Genomic DNA, 20,052 nt, shown 5'->3' on the forward strand with positions numbered 1-20,052 from the left:
GAGGGTGCGCCATGCCATGGGGCACGGCATAAGCCAGAGGTCATGGTAGGGAAGGCGCAGCTTCCTGCCGGTCCGCCGCCACGGCGGCGGCGAACGCGGGCGACATCCGCTGCACGAAGCCTTTCGCGGTGCGCAGCACCAGCAGCACCGCCAGGCCGTGCCGCCTGGCATACGCCATGCCCCGTTCCGGCCCCAGCACGCTCAGCGTGGTGCCGAGCGGATCGGCGGTCATGCAGTCGGCGGCCAGCACGCTCACCGAGGCCACTTCGTGCGGCACCGGCCAGCCGCTGCGCGGGTCGATGTGGTGCGAGTAGTAGCGGCCGTGATCCTCGTAGACGTGGCGGTAGTCGCCCGAGGTGGCGATCGCCTGGTCGCGCAGGCCGATCACGTCGACCAGTTCGTCGGCGCGGTCCGGGGCGCCGTCGGCCGCATCCGGGCGCTCGATGCCGACGCGCCACGGCGAGCCGTCCGGCTTGCGCCCGCGCGCCTTCAGCTCGCCGCCGACCTCGACCAGCCAGGCGGCCGCGCCGGCCCGGTCGAGATAGCGGCCGACCTGGTCGACGCCGTAGCCCTTCGCCACCGCCGACAGGTCAAGGGTGATCCCGCCGGGCTGGTAGGCCCGCCGCGTGGCCGGGTCCAGCTTCACCTTGGCCCAGCCGATGCGCGCGCGCGCCTGCGCAATCGCCTCGGCCGAGGGCGGTTCGCGCGGGCGGCGGTCCGGCCCGAAACCCCACAGGTTCACCAGCGGTCCCACGGTCGGGTCGTAGGCGCCGCCGCTGTCGCGCGCCACTTCCAGCGCGTAGCGCAGCACGGCGAAGAACTCCGGCGGCAGGACCTGCCAACTGCCGGCCGCCGCGCGGTTGTAGCGCGACAGCGCCGACTGCGGCTTGTAGGTGCTCATCTGGCCGTCGACCTTGTCCAACTCGGCCTGGATGCCCCGCTGCAGTTCGCCGGGCGAGATCCCGGCCGGCGGCACGACCCGGACCGACCAGGTCGTGCCCATGGTCCTGCCCTGCAGTTGCTGCAGCGCCGGCGCCGCGAACAGCGCCGACGCCTGCAGCCACGCGAGCAGCCCGGCGGCGAGCCACCCGCCGGCGCGCAGCGGACGCCTCACTCGGGCAGCACTTCCAGCGTGGCGCTGTAGGCCGCGCGGCGCCGGCTGGCCTGCTTCGCGTGGGGCTTGCCGCCTTCGACGCCGGCATTGACCCAGTACATGCCCGCATGCGGCCAGGTCAGGCTGAAGCCGCCGTCGGCGCCGGTGGTGGCGGTGATCTCTTCCTGCGCGTTGCGGTAGCGCGTGGCGCCGGCGATCGCGGTCACCTTGGCACCCGCCGCCGGCTTGCCGTCGAGCAGCAGCCGGAAGCTGGCCGGCTCGCCCGCCACCAGGTCGGTGACATGGGTCACCGGCACCAGTTCGAGCCCGACGCCGGTGGGCTTGAGCGCGGTGTCGTTCGGCTTGCCGTTGCTGACGAAGGTTTCCACCCGGTTGGCCGACTCGGTCACCACCACCTGCTTCGCCCCGGCCGGGATCGCCGTGGCCAGCGCGTCGGCGTCGCCGCGCCAGCGCCTCTTCTCGCCGTTCAATTCGTAGCTGGCGAACAGCCCCTGGCTGACCAGGGCCAGCTTCCAGGTGCCCGGCTGGGTCAGGTGGACGTCGAACACGCTGCGGTACTGGCCGGTGACGGCGTGCTCCGGTTTGGCCGTCTGGCCGTCCGGCGCGGTGATCACCAGGCTTTCCAGCGAGGCCGGGTGATGGTCGGGGTAGAACAGGTCGTTGGAGATCGCCGCGTCCACCGTCACCCACGGGTCGGTGCCGGCGACGTTGGTGGCCGAAGGCACCATCCACATCTTGTGGGCCTGCGCCGAGAGCGGCAACAGCAGCGCCAGCGCGAGCGTGGCGAGCGGCAGAGAAGGCTTGTGCATGTCGGTTCCTTACGGGTTGATGTCGAGGGTGATCGCGCCCAGCTCGCTGCCGCCCTGTGCGGAGAGGTGCTGCGGCGAAGCGGCCGGCCACGCGAACGGCAGGCGTACCGCCTCGCGTCCGCCGACCTCGCGCGCGGCCTCCACCACCAGCACGTACTTGCCGGGCGCGAGCGTGCCCAGCGGCGCCTGGCCGTCCTTGAAGCGCAACTGGTGCTGGCCGGCCGGGCGGGTCGCGCCGCTGACGCCGTCCACCGGCATCGACAGCTCGCGCCCGCCGCGCCGCCACCACTGGCGCAGTTCGGGCAGCCACTTGGTGCCGGCGCCCTCCTTGCTTTCCTTCTGCGCGTACCACACGGCCAACTGCGCGGCGACGCTGCGGTCTTCGCGCTCGATCCACACCGCGACGTAGGGCCGGTGCACCTCGGCCACCTGCGGCGCCGGGATCTGCACGGTGAGGTTCAGGTCCGCCGCCATCGCCGCCGCCGGCACGGCGGTCGTCAGCAGCAGCAAGGGAGTCAGCAGGTATCGCATCGGCATTCCCGTCAGTGGATGAAGATCAGGGCCAGCAGCAGGGGCAGCAGCAGTCCCAGGGCGACCAGCGGCCAGGTCATCGCCCGGCGCGCGGAGTGCAGCTTGAGCAGGAGCAGGCCGGTCAGCGCGAAGACCAGGCAGGCCACCGCGAACAGGTCGAGGAACCAGCTCCACGCCACGCCGGCGTTGCGGCCCTTGTGCAGGTCGTTGAGGTAGGCGATCCAGCCGCGGCGGGTCAGCTCGTACTCCACCTCGCCGCTGGCGCGGTCGATGCTGAGCCAGGCGTCGCCGCCGGGCCGCGGCAGCGAGAGGTAGATCTCGTCGGCGGACCATTCGCCGGTGCGCCCTTCGAGCCGCAGCGAAAGCTGCGCGTCGAGCCACGCGCCCACCGCCGCCGGCAGCGCGGCCGCCTTGCGCACGTCCTCGCCGCGCACCTGCGCCTGCAGGTCGGCGGGCAGCTCCAGCGTGCGGTGGGTGACCTGCGCCTGCGACTCGATCTGCCGCGCATGGTTGAGGGTGATGCCGGTGACCGCGAACAGCAGCATGCCGATCAGGCACAGCGCCGAGCTGATCCAGTGCCACTGGTGCAGTTGCTTCATCCAGAACGCGCGCCGCGACTGCTCGCGCTTCCGGCCTGCCGCCGTTGTTACCGCCTGGTCCATAACCACCCTGCATCGCATGAGAATTCGCGCCGGCCGGTGCAACTCCGGCCGCAGCCGCTTGTCTTGCAGGTGGCTCGTCCCGGTTAAGCTGCGTGCCGACTGGCGCGCGCCCCGCATCCGGGCGTAGATTTTGTCACAAATGAGAATCACTCACAATTTCCCGCGGTGCCCGACCCGCCCACCCGCCGCATCCCCACGGAAGCCGCCATGCGCATCCTGATCGCCGAAGACGATGCCTCGATCGCCGCGGGTCTCGCCGCCTCGCTGCGCCAGGGCGGCCACGCCACCGACCACGTCGCCGACGGCGCCAGCGCCGACGCAGCCCTGCGCGACACGCCGTTCGACCTGCTGATCCTGGACCTGGGCCTGCCCGCGCTGGACGGCAGCGAGGTGCTGCACCGCCTGCGCAAGCGCGGCGGCGAACTGCCGGTGCTGGTGGTCACCGCGCGCGAGGGCCTGCGCGAGCGGGTGCGCGTGCTCGATCTGGGCGCCGACGACTACCTGGTGAAACCGTTCGCGCTGGCCGAATTCGAGGCGCGCGTGCGCGCCCTGCTGCGCCGCCGGACCAGCAAGGGCACGCCGGAACTGCGCATCGGCCGCCTGCGCCTGGACCTGCCCGGCCAGCGCGCCTGGAACGGCGAAGCCCCGCTCGACCTGACCGCGCGCGAATTCGGCCTGCTCGCCGCGCTGGCCACGCGGCCGGAACGGATCACCAGCCGCGCGCAGTTGATCGAGGCCCTGTGCAGTTGGGACCAGGAGCTGACCGACAACGGCCTGGACATCGCGATCCACCGGCTGCGCCGCAAGCTGCGCGGCTGCGGCGCCGGCGTGCGCACCATCCGCGGACTCGGCTACACGCTGCAGGAGGAAGCCGATGGCTGAGCAGGCAGCCGGCGGTGCCCCGCCCAGCCTGCGCCGGCGGCTGCTGGTCTTCCTGCTGGTGCCGGTCGGCCTGCTGCTGCTGGTCGCCGCGCTGCTGACCTACGCCATCGCGCTGGGCTACGCCAACCGCGTGCACGACAACGACCTCAGCGACGACGTGCTCACGCTGGAACAGATGCTCAGCTCGGAGAAGCTCGACGGCGAGCTGTCGGAGCAGGCGCGCTTCCTGCTCGAATACGATCCGGACGGCCACAACTATTTCACCGTGGTCAGCCGCAAGCGCGGCCTGCTCGCCGGCAACGGCGAGTTCCCGCACGCGCCGTCGCCGCCGCCCGGCACCGCGCCGGTGCTCTACGACTCGCACCTGGGCAAGCACTCGCTGCGCGTGGCCGTCGCCAGCATGACCTCGCCGCACGATCCGGACGATCTCATCACCGTCACCATCGCCGAGACCCTGCGCGACCGCCACCAGCGCGCGCGCGAGATCCTGATGCTGGCCGTGCCGCTGCAGACGCTGCTGATCGTCAGCGTGCTGTCGCTGGTCTGGTTCGGCGTCAACTACGGCCTGCGCGTGCTGCAGCCGCTGACCCGGCGCCTGGCGGCGCGCGACGAGCTCAGCCCGATCGGCGACGTCGACGTGCCGCAGGAGATCCTGCCGCTGACGCGCACCATCGACGGCCTGTTCGCGCGGCTGCGCAGCGTGCTGGCGTTGCAGGAGCGCTTCATCGCCGACGCCGCGCACCAGCTCCGCACGCCGCTGGCGGGGCTCAGCCTGCACGTCGGGCGCGCGCTGGCCGACCAGCGGCCGGAGACGCTCCGCGATGCGCTCGAACACATCCGCCAGCTCACCGTGCGGACCGCGCGCACCTCGGCGCAGTTGCTGGCGCTGACCCGGGTGCAGTCGCCGCTGGCCGATCCGGCCGGCTTCCGCACGCTGGCGCTGACCGAGCTGGTGCCGCAGGCCGTCGGCCTGCGCGTGCACGAGGCGCTCGCTGCCGGCGTCGATCTCGGCTACCAGGGCAGCGAGGCGCCGCAGTACGTGTGCGGCGACGACGCCGGCCTGCAGGAGCTGCTGGACAACCTGATCGACAACGGCCTGCACTACGCCGGCCGCGGCAGCACGGTCACGGTGAGCGTGCTGGCCGCACCCGACGGCGGTAGCCTGCTGCAGGTCGAGGACGACGGCCCCGGCGTGCCCGCCGAACTGCTGCCGCGGCTGGGCGAACGCTTCTTCCGCGTGCCCAGCAACGGCGAGCCCGGCACCGGGCTCGGCCTGGCCATCGTGCAGCGCATCGCCGAACGCCACCGCGCGACCGTACACTACCGCACCGGCGCGCACCGCGGCCTGTGCGTGACCGTGCGATTCCCGCCCGAGAAAAGTTGCTGAAACCGAGTCCGCGGACACTGCGTGCCATGCTTTTGCCCCTCGATACGAACGCGACTCCCTCTTCCCCGGGCTTCCCTTCCTGCGCACGGTCCGCCGTCGCCGCCACGCCGCCGCGGATGCGCCGATGCGCCTGAACCGGGCCCTCGCCCGCATGTCGCTGGCCGTCCTGGTGGGCGGCCTCGGTGCCTGCGCCAGCACCCCGTTGCCGCCGCTGTCGCCGCCGCTGCCCGCGCAATGGCGGCATCCGCTGCCGACGTCGGGCACGGCGCCGGTCGACCTGCACGGCTGGTGGCGCGCGTTCGGCGACGCCGAACTCGACGCGCTGGTCGGGCAGGCGCTGGACGGCAACCTGGACGTCGCGCAGGCGCGCGAGCGGCTGCGCGCCGCGCGCACGCTGCGCAGCCACGCCTATGCGCGCTACCTGCCGAGCGTGCGTGCGCGCACGGAAGACGCGATCGACCCGGACGCCAGCGCCTCGTTCTTCGTGGCGGGCTTCGACTCCACCTGGGAACTGGGGTTGTTCGGGCGCGGCACCGCCAACCGGCGCATGGCGCAGGGCGACCTGGACGCCGGCGCGGCCGACCTGCGCGCGGCGCAGGTGTCGCTGGTCGCCGAGGTCGCCCGCGAATGGCTGGGGCTGCGCGCGGCCCAGCAGCGCGAACGGCTGCTCGCCACGGTGCGCGACGAGCGCCGCCGGCAATGCGACCTGCTGCAGGTCCGCCAGCGGCTGCAACTGGCCGCGCCGTCGGCGGTGGACCAGGCGCAGGCGGCGCTGGCCCAGGCCGAGGCGGCGCTGGCCGAGCCGCGCGGCGCGATCGACGCCGGCGCGCAGCGGCTGGCCGTCCTGCTCGGCCGCAACGAACCGGACCCGCAATGGACACGACCCGGCCCGCTGCCGGCCCTGGGCGACCAGCGCATCGATGCCGCGCCGGCCGACCTGCTGCGCACGCGCCCGGAGATCGCCCGCGCCGAGGCCGACGTGCTGCGCGCGGCCGGCGAAGCCGGCATGGCCCGCGCCGAGATGTACCCGAACATCGGCCTGGGCGGCTCGCTGGTGTGGTCGACCGACATCACCAGCCACCGCAACCACAGCGTGTCGCGTGCGATCGGCTCGGTCGGCCCGATCCTCGACATCCCGCTGTTCGACTGGGGCATGCGCGCCGCCGCCGCCCACGCCAGGGACCACCAGCTCAAGGCCAGCGTGCTGGCCTACCGCCAGGCCGTGCTGCAAGGCGTGGCCGAGGTGGAGACGGCGCTGGGCAACCTCGCCCTGCAGCGCCGGCGCGAACGGCAGGACGACGACGCGGTGCAGGCCCTGGAGCGGATCGACGCGGCCACCGGCAAGCGCGTGGCGCTGCACCTGGCCAGCCCGCTGGAGCGCGCCGACAGCGGCATCGCCCGCGCGCAGGCCGAACTCGAACGCACCGACGCGCGCGCCGCGCACGGGCTCGCCTACGTGGCGCTGTTCAAGGCTCTCGGCGGCGCGCCGCTGCCCGCCGCCGACGGGCACGCGCAGGAGCCGCGCTGATGGTCGCGCTCGCGCGCAAGACCCTGGTCTACGAATGGCGCCGCTTTCTGCCGGCGATCCTCGCGGTCGGCTTCGCCGGCCTGCTGCAATTGCTGCAGGCCGCGCTGGTGCTCGGCATCTTCGGCAGCGCCAGCGTGTACATCACCGGCTCGGCGGCCGACCTGTGGGTGGGCTACCCGGGCACGCAGAGCGTGAACCTCGGCCGGCCGATCGACCCCAACGTGGAGATGCGCCTGCTGATGGACCCGGCGGTGGCGCGGGTCGAGCCTTTCATCTGGCTGGACGCGGACTGGCGCGGCCAGGGCGAGACCGGCGGCGTGTCGGTGTTCGTCTCCGGCATCGACCCGCGCGCGGACGGGCTGATGTTCGCGCACGCGCTGCCGCCGGCGCTGCGCGCGCGGCTGAACGAGCCCGACGCGGTGATCGTCGACCGCGCCGACATCGACAAGCTCGGCGTCGGCGTGGGCGGAACCGCGGCGATCAACGGCCGCCGCGTGCGCGTGGTCGGGGTCAGCAGCGGCCTGCGCGCGCTCGGCGGGGTCAACGTGGTCAGCTCGCTGGACACCGCACGGCGGCTGGACAGCGACCCCACCGACGGCGACCGCCCGACCTACCTAGTCGCCCGCCTGCGCGACCCGGCACAGGCGCAGGCGGTGGCGCGACGCCTGCGCGGCGGCGGCGCCTTCGGCCCCTACGAGGTATGGACGGCCGACTCGTTCGCGCGCCGCTCGGTGATGTACTGGATGTTCGACACCGGCGCCGGCGCCGGCGTGCTGTTCCTGGCCGGCATCGTGTTCCTGGTCGGCGCGGTGATCACCAGCCAGACCCTGGTGGCCGCGGTGGCCGGCTCGGTGCGCGAGTACGCCACCCTCAACGCGCTCGGCGTCGGCGTCGCGGCGCTGCGCTGGGTGGTGCTGGAGCAGGCGTTCTGGGTCGGCGCGCTCGGCCTGCTCGGCGCCACCGTGCTCGGCGCCGGCCTGTTGCTGCTGGCGCGCAGCCAGGACGTGCCGGTGGTGCTGAACGCGACGGCCACCATCGCCTGCGTGGTGCTGGCGATGGGCCTGGCCGCCGTCTCCGGCCTGGCCGCGATGCGCAGCCTGCGCCGCGCCGACCCGGCGACCCTGCTGCGATGAGCGCGACGACGGATATGCCAATGAATGCGCCGACGCCCGCCGCCCCGATCCTGTATGCCGAAGGCATCGGCAAGGCCTTCGTCTCCGGCCGCGTGCGCACGCAGGTGCTCGACGGCCTCTCGCTCGGCATCGGGCCGGGCGAGCTGACCCTGATCTCCGGCCCGTCCGGCTGCGGCAAGAGCACCCTGCTGGCGATCCTCAGCGGCCTGCAGCGGGTGGACTCGGGCCGTGTCTTCGCGCTGGGCAGCGAGCTGGGCCTGCTCGACGGCCACGCGCTGGAACGCTTCCGCCTGCGGCACACCGGCTTCGTGTTCCAGGGCTTCAACCTGTTCCCCGCGCTGAGCGCGCTCGAACAGGTGGAACTGCCGCTGCACTACCTCGGCCTGCCGCGCGAGCAGGCGCGCGCGCGCGCCGCGCAGTCGCTGGACGAAGTGGGCCTGGCCCATCGCATGCGGCTGCGCCCGGCCGAGCTGTCCGGGGGCGAGAAGCAGCGCGTGGCGATCGCCCGCGCGCTGGCCAAGCAGCCGGAACTGCTGTTCGCCGACGAGCCGACCAGCGCGCTCGACGCCGCCAACGGCCAGACCGTCATCGACATCCTGCACCGCATCGCGCGCAGCCACGGCACCACCGTGCTGTGCGTCAGCCACGACCCGCGCCTGATCGGCCATGCCGACCGCGTGCTGGCGATGGAGGACGGCCGCATACTCAGCGACCGGCGCGCCGCGCCGCCCGCCGCAACGATCGAGGGAACCCCGCCATGACGTCGCCCCACGTCCCGTGCCGCCGGCCCGCGCGGCGCCTGCCCGCCCTGCTGCTCGCCGGCCTGCTGGCGGCCTGCTCGCGCGAAAATCCGCCTCCACCGGCCGCGCCCGACGCCGGCTACGCGGCGGTGGCGCGCGGCCGCATCGACGTGGAAGGCGGCCTGCTCAGCCTCGGCATGCCGCGCGACGGCGTGCTGGCCGAGGTGGACGTGCGCGAGGGCGACCAGGTACGGCGCGGCCAGCAGCTCGCGGCCCTCGACGGCGCGCCGGCGCGGCTCGCGGTCGAGGGCGCGCAGGCCGAGCTGGAACAGGCGCAGGCGCAGGCGAAGCTGCTGGCCGGCAAGCTCGCCGCCGCGCGGCAACGCGCGCAGCGGCTGGAGGCGGCGGCCAGGGCCGGCGCCGGCGACGGCCAGAGCGCCGACGACGCGCGCGCCGCGCTGGCCGAGCTGGACGGCCAGCAGCAGGTGGCCCGCGCCGCCGCCGCCATGGCGGCGCAGAAGCTCGCCGCCGCGCGCTACGAACTGGCCCAGCGCAGCCTGCGCGCGCCGATCGACGCCGACGTCGTGCGCGTCTCGGCCCAGCCCGGCGCCGCGGTGTCGCCGCAGGCCGCCGTGTTCACCCTGCTGCCGCGCACCCCGCGCATCGTCCGCGCCGAGCTGAGCGAAGCCTACGTCGGCGCGGTGAAGCCCGGCATGCCGGCCCAGGTCAGCGCCGAATCGGACGACGGCCACGCCTGGGGCGCCCACGTGCTGCGCGTCGGCCAGGTGGTCGGGCCCGCCTCGCTGGAGGACGACCCGCAACTGCGCGCGGATACCCGCACGGTCGAGTGCGTGCTCGGCTTCGACCAGCCGCAGGCGCTGCGCATCGGGCAGCGCGTACTGGTGCGCTTCGGCTCCCCGGCCCCGCCGCAACATCCTGCGAAAGGCTGATGAAACAGGCCCGTGCAAGGCTGTGCGCCCGTCCATCGACAACGGCACCCGCTCCGTCTCCATGATCCGGCAAACCGATTTCTTCCTCGAAGGCGACCGCCGCGGCGTCCTGCTCATCCACGGGCTCACCGGCACGCCGATGGAAATGCGCCTGCTCGGCAAGGGCCTCAACAGCGCCGGCTACACCGTGCACGGCATGCAACTGGCCGGCCATTGCGGCGACGTCGACGACCTGCTCGCCACCGGCTGGCGCGACTGGTACGCCAGCGTCGAGCAGGCTGCCGACGCGATGCTGGAGAAGGTCGACCACCTGTTCGTCGGCGGCCTGTCGATGGGCGCGTTGCTGGCGCTCAAGCTCGCCGCCGACCGGCCGCGGCAGGTGGCCGGCGTGGGCGTGTACGGCGCCACCTTCCGCTACGACGGCTGGAGCATCCCGTGGTCGGCGCGGCTGTCGTTCCTGCTGCCGCTGCTGAAGAAGATCGGCCTGGGCCGCTCGCGCGCCTTCCTCGAACAGCCGCCCTACGGCCTGCGCGACGAGCGCCTGCGCGCCCAGGTCAGCGCGGCCATGCGCAGCGGCGACAGCACCGTCGCCGGCCTGCTGGGCAACCCGTGGCATTCGCTGGCCGATCTCTACCAGTTGTCGGCGCAGGTGCGCCGCCAGTTGTCGCAGGTGACCTCGCCCTGCCTGGTCGCCCATGCCAGCGAGGACGACGTGGCCCACGTGCGCAACGCCGAGCTGGTGCTGCGCGAGGTCAACGCGCCGACCGAACTGCTGCTGCTGAAGGACAGCTACCACATGATCACCATCGACAAGGAGCGGCGCACGCTGATCCAGCGCTCGGCGCGCTTCTTCGACCGCATCGCCACCGGCCGCGCGCCGATCCGCGTGGCGGCCTGAGCCGCATGCCGCCGCTCACCTTCGGGCTGTGGCTGGCCAACGTGCTGCTCGACACCGGCGGCCAGCTCGCGTTCAAGGCCGCCGCCTCCGACCCCGCCGCCGGCGACGGGCTCGCCCGCTGGCTGCACATGGCGCGGCGGCCCTGGCTGTGGCTGGGCATCGGCTGCTACGTGCTGGAGTTCCTCGCGTGGATCGCCTTCCTGTCGCTGCTGCCGCTGTCGCGGGCGATCCTGCTCGGCTCGATCAACATCGTCGCGGTGATGGTGGCCGGCCGCCTGCTGTTCGGCGAGAAGCTCACCCGCCTGCGCGTGGCCGGCATCGCGCTGGTGACGCTGGGCGTGGCGATCGTGGGAGCGGGCGGATGAAGCGCGGCGGGTTCTACCTGACCGGTTTCCTGCTGCTGATGGCGTTCGACACCGTCGGCGCGATCAGCTTCAAGTTCGCCGGCATGCACGCGCTCCCGGTCGAGGCCAATGCGGCCTGGCTCCTGCGCCTGTTCGAAAAGCCCTGGGTCTACGGCGCGGTGGCCGGCTACATCGGCGCGTTCTTCACCTGGATGGGCCTGCTCAGGCACGCGCCGATCGGCCCCGCCTTCGCCGCCTCGCACCTGGAAGTGGTCAGCGTGACGCTGCTGTCGGTGTGGCTGTTCCACGAGCCGCTCACGCTGCCGCACGCGCTCGGCGCCGTGGCGATCGTCGCCGGCATCGTCTGCCTGGGGCTGGACGAATCGCGCACCGCGGCGGCCGCGCCGGCCTGACCATGCCGCGCGCGCGCCACCGCGAGATACCGCCAACCGCCGGGCTGCCGCTGCGATGGCGCGACCTGCTGCCCGGCCCCGGCGACCTCGCCGGCCGCATCGCCCGCCAGCTCGGCACGCCGGCGCTGCAACTGGAATGCTCCGGCACGGCCGCGCTGACGGTGGCCCTGCATACGCTGCGCCGCGCCGAACCGCACCGCACGACGGTGGTGGTGCCGGCCTACACCTGCCCGCTGGTGGCGATCGCGGTGCACCGCCTGGGCCTGCAGTTGCGCCTATGCGACCTGCGGGCCGGCCACTACGACATGGACCCCGACTGCCTGCGCGAAGCCTGCCGCGAGGACACGCTGGCGGTCGTCCCCACCCACCTGGCCGGCCGCGTCGCCAACGTCGGCGCGGCGCTGGATGCCGCGCACCGCGTCGGCGCCCACGTGATCGAGGACGCCGCCCAGGCGCTCGGCGCGCGCGACCGGGGCGAGAGCGTCGGCCTGCGCGGCGACCTCGGCTTCTTCAGCCTCGCCGCCGGCAAGGGCCTGTCGATCTACGAGGGCGGCCTGCTGCTGGCGCGCGACGCCTCGCTGCGCGAGCGCCTGCGCCGCGACAGCGCGGCCTGCGTGCCGCGCCGCTTCGACTGGGAGCTGCGGCGCAGCCTGGAACTGCTCGGGCTGGCCGCGCTGTACCGGCCGGCCGGCCTCGGCCTTGCCTACGGGCGCCCGCTGCGCCGTGCCCTGCGCCGCGGCGATCCCGTCGGCGCGGTCGGCGACGCCTTCGCGCCGACGATCCCATTGCATCGCGTCGGCCGCTGGCGCCGCGCGGTGGGCGCGCACGCCGCAGTGCGCCTGCCGGCCTTCCTCGCCGCGCTGGCGGAACAGGCCGGCCGCCGCATCCAGCGGCTGCGCCGGATCGAGCGCCTCCACGTCTACGACGACCCGCCGCAGGCGCAGGGCACCTGGCCGTTCCTGCTGCTGCGCCTGCCCGACCAGCGCAGCCGCGACGCCGCGCTCGAACGGCTGTGGACTTCCGGCCTCGGCGTCAGCCGCCTGTTCATCCACGCCCTGCCCGACTACGCCTACCTCGCCGATCGCGTACCGCAGGCGCCGATGCCGAACGCGCGCGACTTCGCCGCGCGCACGCTGACGGTCAGCAACAGTCCCTGGCTGGGCGACGAGGATTTCGAGACGATCTGCCGCACGTTGGAGCGGGTGCTGGGCTGAATGCTGCGGCGTCATCCAGCTGTGCCGCGATCCTGGAACCTCCATACGAGGTCGTCCCGGCGAAAGCGGGGGCCAGCGCCTGCGCATTCCCGTGGTCCCATCGCCAATGCGCCCCACCGAGGCCGTACCGCGCGAAGCTGTATCGCAACCCACACCCGTCATCCCAGCGAAAGCTGGGATCCAGTGCCTTTGGCGCGCCAAGGATCAAGAATCTCCAGCCTAGGCGGGAATGACAGGTCTGGGGCGCGGCGCAAACCACGCGAGATGCGGGTCCAATGGGAACCTATTGGCGCTGGACCGTTGAAACGCCAAGGCACTGGATCCCAGCTTTCGCTGGGATGACGGGGTGCGGGTGCTGCGGCTTGCTCGACGCGGCCTCGCGCAAGACTGTCCTGTGCAGCACGGCCATATGGTCCGGCCCTTCATGCCTTGCTACGGCCATCAAGCCGCACGCGCCGCGATCGACTCCAGCAGCCGCAGGTTCAAGGCATGCTGCTGCCCCTGCCACGCGGCCAGTTCCGCCGCGTCGACCTCGGGCTGCCGGTCGATCGCCGACAGGCGCCGCTTGAGCCAGCTCCGGTAGCGGTACGAGGACACCTCGCCGGTGATGTCGCTGCCGACCAGGTCGCCGGACAGGCCGTCGATCAGTGCCTGGGCGTGCTGGAGCTGCAGCCGGCCCTGGTCCCAGTTGGTGCGCGCGACATCGGTGGCGAACACGTCCTTGTCGATCGACAGGTAGGTCGGCAGCGGGCGCTGCCGTTGCTGCGCGCGGAACTCGCCGACCAGCGCCTGCGGGTCGTCGAAGCTGTGGAACGCCTTTGCCAGGCCGAGCCGCCGCGCCCAGCCCACGTCCACGCCGAGGCACCAGTAGCTCAGCCGGCCGCGCCGCAGCGGCGCGAGGTAGTTCTCCCAGGCATGGGCGCGGGCCACGTCGCCGGAGCTGATGCCGACCACGTGCACGTGGCTGACCTGCGGCAGCATCGCCACCCGCCGCACCCACGAGCCGCAGTGCACGCCGAACGCGTAGCGCATGTTGTCCGGGTGGTTGTCCAGCACCACCACCTGGAACGGCGAGCGCGTGCGCACGCGCTCGATCAGCGGCCAGCTCAGGTGGTGGAAGTCGCCGCTGCCCAGCATCACCGTGCCGTAGGCCGGCGGCAGGGTGTCGTCCAGCGCGCGGCGGAAGCGCCGCAGTGCGGCCAGCGAGCAGCCGAAGCGCAGCGTCTCCTGCCAGTGCTCCAGCGGCAGCACCAGCCGCCCCGGCAGCGGCCCCACCGAGCGATCGATATCCAGCACCACCGGTCGATTCATGCGTGATCCCTCACCCGTACCGTCTCGCCTCGCCCTCGAAATGCCGCGCCAGCCGGCGCAGCAGCATCCGCAGCAGCGGATTGCGCAGGTAGACCGCGTGCCGCGTGAAGCTCAGCGTCGCGCCAAGGTAGCGCTTGATCTGCGGATCGGTCCAGCCGGCGACGTAATGGCTGAGACCGCGTTCACGCGCATGCTCGAGATTGTGCATCCAGCTCACGAAATACAGGTTGTGCTCGCGCGCCTGCGGATAGGCGAAACCCACGTACTTGTCGACCAGCTTGCCGGCGAATTCGTAGCAGAGGTTCCAGCCGATCAGCTCGCCCCCGTGCCGGTAGGTGAACACCTTGCCGCCGCTTCCGGCGTCCTGCAGCAACGCGCGGAAGAACGCCGCGGTGGGCAGGTCGAACTGGATTTCGCTCTGCGCATGCACGTTGCGGAACAGCGCGTAGCACTGCGCCAGCAGCGCCTCGTCGGCGAAGGCGGCGCCGGTGGGAAGGCAGCCGATCTCCAGCCCCGCGCGCGCGCGCAGCTTGCGCCGGATGTCCTTGCGCCGGCCCGGGGAAAGGCGCGCGAGGTAGTCGTCGGTCGAGGCGAAGTCGATCGGCACCCACGCCAGCCCCATGCCCTCCAGCAGCACGAAGCCGCGCTCGACGCAGGCCGCGGCGACGGCGTCGGCGTGCGCGTTCGAGGCGGCGTCGAGCAAGGGCGAATCGTGGGCCAGGTCCTTCACCACCAGCAACGCGCAGTCGCGTCCGAACACGGTCTTCAGCTCCTGCGCCAGTTCCGCGGGCGGCACCTGCGCGGGCAGCGGCGCGTACTCGGTCGCGGTGCAGCCGGCGAAGCGCGTGCGCCAGCGCAGCAGGCGGCCCCAGTGGCGGTACAGCGGCAGCCCCGCCACGCGGCGGCGCACGGCGTCGTCGGCCGTGGTCAGCAGGTCGTACGGCGCGCGGAAGGTCGGCATGCCCGAAGGCGCGACCTGCACCGCGAAGCCTTCCGGCGGATGGGCCAGGAACTGCGCCAGCAGGCTTTCGGGTTCCAGTTGCGAAACGAAGGGCATGAGCGAGTACCGGTCATCCGTGGAAGCGCCGCGCGCGCCGGACCGCCGCGGCCTTGGGGTCGGAAGGGAGCCGCGAACCGGCCCTAGGCTAGGCTCGCCTCAACGCCAGCACGGCATTGAGGCCGCCGAACGCGAACGAGTTGCTCAGCGCCGCGTGCAGCTCCAGCGCGCGCGCGGTGCCCGGCACGTAGTCCAGGTCGCAGGCCGGATCGGGCCGGTCGAGGTTCGCGGTGGGCGGCACCACGCCCTCGCGCAGCGCGCTGACCACCGCCACCAACTCCAGCGCGCCGGAGGCGCCCAGCGCGTGGCCGTGCATGGACTTGGTGGACGATACCGCGAGCCGATCGGCGTGCGGGCCGAAGGCAAGCCGGATCGCCCGCGTCTCGGTGGCGTCGTTCGCCGGCGTGCCGGTGCCGTGGGCGTTGACGTAGCCGACGTCCTGCGGCGCGAGACCGGCCTCGGCCAGCGCCTGCGCCATCGCGGCGGCGGCGCCTTCCGCGCTCGGCGCGACGATGTCGCTGGCGTCGGCGCTCATGCCGGCGCCGGCCAGCTCGGCCAGGATGCCGGCGCCGCGCGCGCGCGCATGCTCCATCGCCTCCAGCACGAAGATGCCGGCGCCCTCGCCCAGCACCAGGCCGCGCCGGTTCGCGCTGAACGGCCGGCAGGTGTCGTCGGCCAGCACGCGCATCGCCTCCCACGCACGCAGCGCGCCGTAGCTGAGGCATGCCTCGGTGCCGCCGGCGATCGCCACCTCGGCCAGGCCGCCGCGGATCAACTGGGCCGCCTGGGCGATCGCGTGGTTGCTCGACGCGCAGGCGCTGGCGACGCAGAACGCCGGGCCGCGCAGGCCGTGGGCGATGCTGATCTGGCTGGCCGAGGCGTTGGTCATCAGCCGCACGATGGTCAGCGGGTGCAGCCGCGAGGCGTTCTCGCCGTACAGCCGCCGGCTCTGCTCGTCCTGGGTGGTCTCGCCGCCCACGCCGGTGCCCACCACCACCGCGGTGCGCTGCCCGAGCCCGTTGGCTGCGAAGTCGAGCCCGGACTGGGCGATCGCCTCGGTGGCGGCGACCAGGGCGAACTGCGCGTTGCGGTCGAGCAGGGGCAGCGTGCGCTCGTCGAAATGCGCGGCGGGATCGAAGCTCTCGGGCACCTGCGCGGCGATGCGCACGCGCAGGCGGCCGGCATCCTCGTGGCGCAGCGGGCGGATGCCGCCGTTGCCGTCGCGCAGGTTCCGCCACAGCGTCCCGGCGCCCTCGCCGAAGGCGCTGACCGCGCCCATCCCGGTGATGGCGACGCGCCGCGGCCCGCCCGCACTCACGCGGCGGCTTCCGGCCCGGCCGCCTTGGCGTCCAGCGCGCTGCGCACCGCGTCGATCAGGTGCTGCACCGTGTCCGTGTCGAAGTTGGTGCCCTGGTCGGGAAAGGTGACGTCGAAGTGCTCCTCGATGTCGAAGATCACCTCGATCGCGTCGAGCGAGGCGACGCCGAGGTCCTTGAGCGTCGATTCCGGCTTGAGCGTCGCGGCGTCGATCTTGGCCTGCTTGGCGATGATGCCGAAGACCTGCGACTGGATGTCCGCGTCGGAGAGTGGTGCGTTCATGGCGTTGGCTGTCCTGGGCAGCAAGGTGGCGGCGGCGTCGCGTGACGGACCGGCGGGCGCGGCGCTACGCCCGCTTCGCCTTGGTCAGCAACTGGTCGAGCAGCGCGATCGCCAGGTCGATCTCCTCGTGGGTGATGTCCAGCGACGGCGCGAAGGTGATCACGTTCTTGTACCAGCCGCCGACGTCGAGCACGAGGCCGATCTTCCTGCCGCCGTGCTCCAGGTCGCCGGCCAGGCCGATGTCGACCATCCGGTCGAGCAGCGCCTTGTTCGGCGTGAAGCCGTCGTCGGTGCAGATCTCGGCGCGCAGCGCGAGGCCCAGGCCGTCGACGTCGCCGATCTCCTTGTGCTTCTTCTGCAGGTCGCGCAGGCCGTCGAGGAAGTGCGCGCCCTTCCTCGGCACGCTGGTCTCGTAGTCCAGCTCGTGGCCCATCCGGATCACCTCCAGGCCCAGCGCGGTACCCAGCGGGTTGGAGTTGAAGGTGGAGTGCGTCGAGCCCGGCGGGAACACCGTGGGATTGATCAGCTCCTCGCGCGCCCACAGGCCGGACAGCGGGTTGAGGCCATTGGTGAGCGCCTTGCCGAACACCACCACGTCGGGCTTTACGCCGAAATGCTCGATCGACCACAGCTTGCCGGTGCGCCAGAAGCCCATCTGGATCTCGTCGCAGACCATCAGGATGCCGTACCGGTCGAGCACCTTCTTCAGGTCTACGAAGAAGTTCTTCGGCGGGATCACGTAGCCGCCGGTGCCCTGGATCGGCTCGACGTAGAACGCCGCGTACTCGGCCTGGTTCACCTTGGGGTCCCACACGCCGTTGTATTCGGTCTCGAACAGGCGCGCGAACTGGCGCACGCAGGCGTCGGAGTATTCCTCCGGCGTCATCCCCTTCGGGCGGCGGAACGGATACGGGAACGGGATGAACATCGCGCGCTCGCCGAAATGGCCGAAGCGGCGGCGGTAGCGATAGCTGGAGGTGATCGACGAGGCGCCGAGCGTGCGGCCGTGGTAGCCGCCCTCGAAGGCGAACATCAGGCTCTTGCCGTTGCTGGCGTTGCGCACCAGCTTCAGCGAGTCCTCGATCGCCTGCGCGCCGCCCACGTTGAAGTGGACGCGGCCCTTCAGGCCGAACTTGCGCTGCGCGTCGAGCGCGACGGTCTTGGCCAGCTCGATGCGGCTCTGGTGCAGGTACTGGCTGGCCACCTGCGGCAGCAGGTCGATCTGGTTCTTCAGCACGTCGTTGAGGCGCTTGTTGCCGTAGCCGAAGTTGACCGCCGAATACCACATCTGCAGGTCGAGGAACGGCACGCCGGCGCTGTCGAACATGTAGCTGCCCTCGCAGCGGCGGAAGATCTTCGGCGGGTCCACGTAGTGCACGGTGTCGCCGAACGAGCTGTACTGCGCCTCGTCGGCGAGCAGTTGCGCATCGTCGATCACCAGCGCCGTGTTCTTGTCGAAAGCATTCATCGAAGGGGAATCCGGGAGGTCAGGGAGCGGATGGCGCCGCGGCGTGCGCGGCATGGTGGCCGGCCAGGCTGCCGTCGAGCAGCGCCGGAAGCATTTCCAGCGCGTCCTCGAAGCCGGTGATCGGCACGTAGGGAATGCCCGCGGCACGGCAGTGCTCGATCAGCCGGTGCTTGGCGAACACGAAGTCGACCCGGTCGGCGGCGCAGAAGTCGGAGGCGCCGTCGCCGATCAGCAGCGTCTTGCGCGCCCCGTCGCGGCGTGCCTGCGCCGCGCAGGCGCACTTGCAGGTGCCGCTGCGGCAGCCGTCGGCCTGGTACGGCGAAGTGAGCTGCCAGCGCTGCGGCGGCGCGGCGGGCGACAGGTGGTTGGCGGCCAGCGGCAGGTCGTCCAGGCCGTAGCGGCCCAGGATGCGGTGGATCGCGTAGTCGAGCCCGTCGCTGACCACGCGGATCGGCACGCCCAGCTCGCGCGCCCGGGCGACGAAGCCGGGGAAGGCATGGTCGATCCACAGCCCGGCCAGGTGCTCGTCCAGTTCCTCGCGGCTCATCTCGAGCAGGGCCACCTGCCCGCTCATGCACTCGCGCGAGCCGATGCGGCCGGCGCGCCAGTCACGCTCCAGCGTTTCCCAGCCGGGACGGCCGTAGCGGTCGAGCAGGGAGTCGATCACGTCCTCGACGGCGATGGTGCCGTCGAAATCGCACAGGATGGTCCAGCCGGAAACGGGCATGCGCTGACTACTCGGTGAGTATGGGGCGCCACGTTAGGCAGGCGACCTTTCGGTCTCCTTTCCCCTTTGTGTCAGGCGTGCAGGAGGATCGCCCCCGCGCCGGCCGGCGCGCGGACGGTCGCCGCCGCCGACTGCGCAGGGATCACGGGCGGACGCTCAACGGTCGTCGCGCGTCCAGATGCCGCCCACGGCTTCCTTCACCGGGAAGCTGGCGATCGGCTCGTACGCCGGCGGGCAGGTGACCGCGCCGGTGCGCAGGTCGAAGCGCGCGCCGTGGCGCGGGCACTCCACCTCGAAGCCGTACACCTCGCCGCCGGCGAGTTCGCCGCCGTCGTGGGTGCATATGTCCTCCACCGCGTAGAGGTCGCCGTCGATGTTGTACACCGCGATCGGCGTGTCGCCGTCGTAGACCACGCGGAACTCGCCCGGCAGCAGCTCGCTGCGCGTGCCCACGTAGACCCAGCCGGCCAGGTCGGCGTCCGCGCTCATGCCGCCGTCTCCGCGAAGTCCTTGAGCAGGATCTCGAAGCGCAGGTCGTCGCGCAGCGGGATGCCGAAACGCTCGTCGCCGTAGGGGAACGGCCGGTACTCGCCGGTACGGCGGTAGCCGCGGCGGCCGTACCAGGCGATCAGCTCATCGCGCTGCACGATCACCGTCATGTGCATCGCGCGGCAGCCCCATTCCTCGCGCGCGATGCGCTCGGCCTCGGCCAGCATCCGCTTGCCCAGGCCGCCGCCCTGCTCGGCCGGATCGACCGCGAACATGCCGAAATAGCCGGTCGCGCCCTGCCGCTCCACGTGGCAACTGGCGAGCAGCCGGCCGTCGCGTTCGGCCAGCAGGATGCGGCTGTCCGGCTTCGCGATCACCTCGGCCACGCTGGCGGGGTCGGTGCGCTGGCCGTCGAGCAGGTGCGATTCGGTGGTCCAGCCGCGCCGGCCGGATTCGCCGCGGTAGGCGGATTCGACCAGCGCCACCACGGCGTCGACGTCGGCGGTCCCGGCCGCGCGGAATACGGGAGTCATCGGATCATGCATTGCGGCATTATCGCGGATGGACGGCCGCTTTTCATGCGCCTCATCGCAGGGATGCGGCGCCTTTGCCTGCCGGCCCCGGCGAGGCTCCTCAGGCGAGGTTCCTCGCCACGAAGTCCCAGTTGACGAGGTTCCAGAACGCCTCGAGGTACTTCGGGCGGGCGTTGCGGTAGTCGATGTAGTAGGCGTGTTCCCACACGTCGGCGGTGAACAGCGGCTTGTCGCTGCCGGTGATCGGGGGGGCCGCGTTGGAG

Annotated in this window: 23 protein-coding genes; 10 read left to right on the forward strand and 13 right to left on the reverse strand. The window is 72.5% G+C overall.

The genetic code is table 11. The annotated features are described in order from the left end of the window. Positions 1–40: 40 nt before the first annotated feature. From ASG87_RS16570 to ASG87_RS16585, 4 genes are all read right to left on the reverse strand, one after another. On the reverse strand, positions 41–1,003 hold the full coding sequence (locus tag ASG87_RS16570; protein ID WP_082583083.1) for an FAD:protein FMN transferase: 963 nt from the start codon (positions 1,001–1,003) through the stop codon (positions 41–43). 107 nt (positions 1,004–1,110) lie between these two features. After that, positions 1,111–1,923 carry a DUF4198 domain-containing protein gene (locus ASG87_RS16575; RefSeq protein ID WP_056007782.1) on the reverse strand — a complete coding sequence of 271 codons (813 nt, stop codon included), beginning with the start codon at positions 1,921–1,923 and terminating at the stop codon, positions 1,111–1,113. 9 nt (positions 1,924–1,932) lie between these two features. Further along, positions 1,933–2,454: a DUF2271 domain-containing protein gene (locus tag ASG87_RS16580; RefSeq protein WP_056009030.1), complete on the reverse strand. Its 522-nt coding sequence runs from the start codon at positions 2,452–2,454 to the stop codon at positions 1,933–1,935. A gap of 11 nt (positions 2,455–2,465) precedes the next feature. Continuing rightward, positions 2,466–3,116 (reverse strand): PepSY-associated TM helix domain-containing protein, encoded by a 651-nt coding sequence (locus ASG87_RS16585; RefSeq protein ID WP_056007785.1) that lies wholly within the window; start codon positions 3,114–3,116, stop codon positions 2,466–2,468. Positions 3,117–3,323: 207 nt separating this feature from the next. Here ASG87_RS16585 and ASG87_RS16590 point away from each other — a divergent pair, with 207 nt between their 5' ends. From ASG87_RS16590 to ASG87_RS16635, 10 genes are all read left to right on the forward strand, one after another. After that, positions 3,324–3,998: a response regulator transcription factor gene (locus ASG87_RS16590; protein WP_056007787.1), complete on the forward strand. Its 675-nt coding sequence runs from the start codon at positions 3,324–3,326 to the stop codon at positions 3,996–3,998. Beyond that, a complete protein-coding gene (locus ASG87_RS16595) occupies positions 3,991–5,385 on the forward strand; it encodes a sensor histidine kinase (protein ID WP_056007790.1) in 1,395 nt (464 codons plus the stop codon). The genes ASG87_RS16590 and ASG87_RS16595 overlap by 8 nt, the downstream gene beginning before the upstream one ends. A gap of 124 nt (positions 5,386–5,509) precedes the next feature. Next, on the forward strand, positions 5,510–6,913 hold the full coding sequence (locus tag ASG87_RS16600) for a TolC family protein (RefSeq protein WP_056007793.1): 1,404 nt from the start codon (positions 5,510–5,512) through the stop codon (positions 6,911–6,913). Beyond that, a complete protein-coding gene (locus ASG87_RS16605) occupies positions 6,913–8,046 on the forward strand; it encodes an ABC transporter permease (protein ID WP_056007796.1) in 1,134 nt (377 codons plus the stop codon). The genes ASG87_RS16600 and ASG87_RS16605 overlap by 1 nt, the downstream gene beginning before the upstream one ends. A 20-nt stretch (positions 8,047–8,066) precedes the next feature. Then, positions 8,067–8,807: an ABC transporter ATP-binding protein gene (locus tag ASG87_RS16610; RefSeq protein WP_056007799.1), complete on the forward strand. Its 741-nt coding sequence runs from the start codon at positions 8,067–8,069 to the stop codon at positions 8,805–8,807. Beyond that, the gene (locus tag ASG87_RS16615) at positions 8,804–9,736 is read left to right on the forward strand and encodes an HlyD family efflux transporter periplasmic adaptor subunit (RefSeq protein ID WP_056007801.1); all 933 of its coding nucleotides are present in this window, start codon (positions 8,804–8,806) and stop codon (positions 9,734–9,736) included. The genes ASG87_RS16610 and ASG87_RS16615 overlap by 4 nt, the downstream gene beginning before the upstream one ends. 61 nt (positions 9,737–9,797) lie before the next feature. Continuing rightward, positions 9,798–10,634, forward strand: a complete 837-nt coding sequence (locus ASG87_RS16620) for an alpha/beta fold hydrolase (RefSeq protein WP_056007804.1) — start codon at positions 9,798–9,800, stop codon at positions 10,632–10,634. A gap of 5 nt (positions 10,635–10,639) precedes the next feature. Further along, positions 10,640–10,999, forward strand: a complete 360-nt coding sequence (locus tag ASG87_RS16625) for an EamA family transporter (RefSeq protein WP_056007806.1) — start codon at positions 10,640–10,642, stop codon at positions 10,997–10,999. Continuing rightward, the gene (locus ASG87_RS16630; protein ID WP_056007809.1) at positions 10,996–11,391 is read left to right on the forward strand and encodes an EamA family transporter; all 396 of its coding nucleotides are present in this window, start codon (positions 10,996–10,998) and stop codon (positions 11,389–11,391) included. The genes ASG87_RS16625 and ASG87_RS16630 overlap by 4 nt, the downstream gene beginning before the upstream one ends. 2 nt (positions 11,392–11,393) lie before the next feature. Continuing rightward, positions 11,394–12,605 (forward strand): DegT/DnrJ/EryC1/StrS family aminotransferase, encoded by a 1,212-nt coding sequence (locus tag ASG87_RS16635; RefSeq protein ID WP_056007813.1) that lies wholly within the window; start codon positions 11,394–11,396, stop codon positions 12,603–12,605. Positions 12,606–13,046: 441 nt separating this feature from the next. Here ASG87_RS16635 and ASG87_RS16640 read toward each other — a convergent pair whose 3' ends face one another. The 9 genes from ASG87_RS16640 to ASG87_RS21090 all read right to left on the reverse strand — a co-directional run. After that, positions 13,047–13,916 carry a hypothetical protein gene (locus tag ASG87_RS16640; RefSeq protein ID WP_056007816.1) on the reverse strand — a complete coding sequence of 290 codons (870 nt, stop codon included), beginning with the start codon at positions 13,914–13,916 and terminating at the stop codon, positions 13,047–13,049. A 10-nt stretch (positions 13,917–13,926) separates the two neighbouring features. Beyond that, a complete protein-coding gene (locus ASG87_RS16645) occupies positions 13,927–14,973 on the reverse strand; it encodes a GNAT family N-acetyltransferase (RefSeq protein ID WP_056007819.1) in 1,047 nt (348 codons plus the stop codon). An 88-nt stretch (positions 14,974–15,061) separates the two neighbouring features. Then, entirely contained in the window at positions 15,062–16,291 is a 1,230-nt protein-coding gene (locus ASG87_RS16650) for a beta-ketoacyl-[acyl-carrier-protein] synthase family protein (RefSeq protein ID WP_268761819.1), read from the reverse strand. After that, a complete protein-coding gene (locus ASG87_RS16655; RefSeq protein WP_056007825.1) occupies positions 16,288–16,572 on the reverse strand; it encodes a phosphopantetheine-binding protein in 285 nt (94 codons plus the stop codon). The genes ASG87_RS16650 and ASG87_RS16655 overlap by 4 nt, the downstream gene beginning before the upstream one ends. Positions 16,573–16,636: 64 nt before the next feature. Further along, positions 16,637–18,040, reverse strand: a complete 1,404-nt coding sequence (locus tag ASG87_RS16660; protein WP_056007827.1) for an aminotransferase class III-fold pyridoxal phosphate-dependent enzyme — start codon at positions 18,038–18,040, stop codon at positions 16,637–16,639. A 19-nt stretch (positions 18,041–18,059) separates the two neighbouring features. Continuing rightward, positions 18,060–18,767, reverse strand: a complete 708-nt coding sequence (locus ASG87_RS16665) for an MtnX-like HAD-IB family phosphatase (RefSeq protein WP_056007830.1) — start codon at positions 18,765–18,767, stop codon at positions 18,060–18,062. Positions 18,768–18,923: 156 nt separating this feature from the next. Next, a complete protein-coding gene (locus ASG87_RS16670) occupies positions 18,924–19,238 on the reverse strand; it encodes a non-heme iron oxygenase ferredoxin subunit (protein ID WP_056009032.1) in 315 nt (104 codons plus the stop codon). Positions 19,239–19,252: 14 nt separating this feature from the next. Further along, positions 19,253–19,789 carry a GNAT family N-acetyltransferase gene (locus ASG87_RS16675; RefSeq protein ID WP_235499674.1) on the reverse strand — a complete coding sequence of 179 codons (537 nt, stop codon included), beginning with the start codon at positions 19,787–19,789 and terminating at the stop codon, positions 19,253–19,255. 100 nt (positions 19,790–19,889) lie between these two features. Further along, positions 19,890–20,052 (reverse strand): Fe-Mn family superoxide dismutase (locus ASG87_RS21090; protein ID WP_326937907.1); only part of this gene is annotated, 163 nt, incomplete at its 5' end.

The sequence above is a fragment of the Frateuria sp. Soil773 genome, from assembly GCF_001428405.1.
GTDB lineage: Bacteria > Pseudomonadota > Gammaproteobacteria > Xanthomonadales > Rhodanobacteraceae > LMSL01.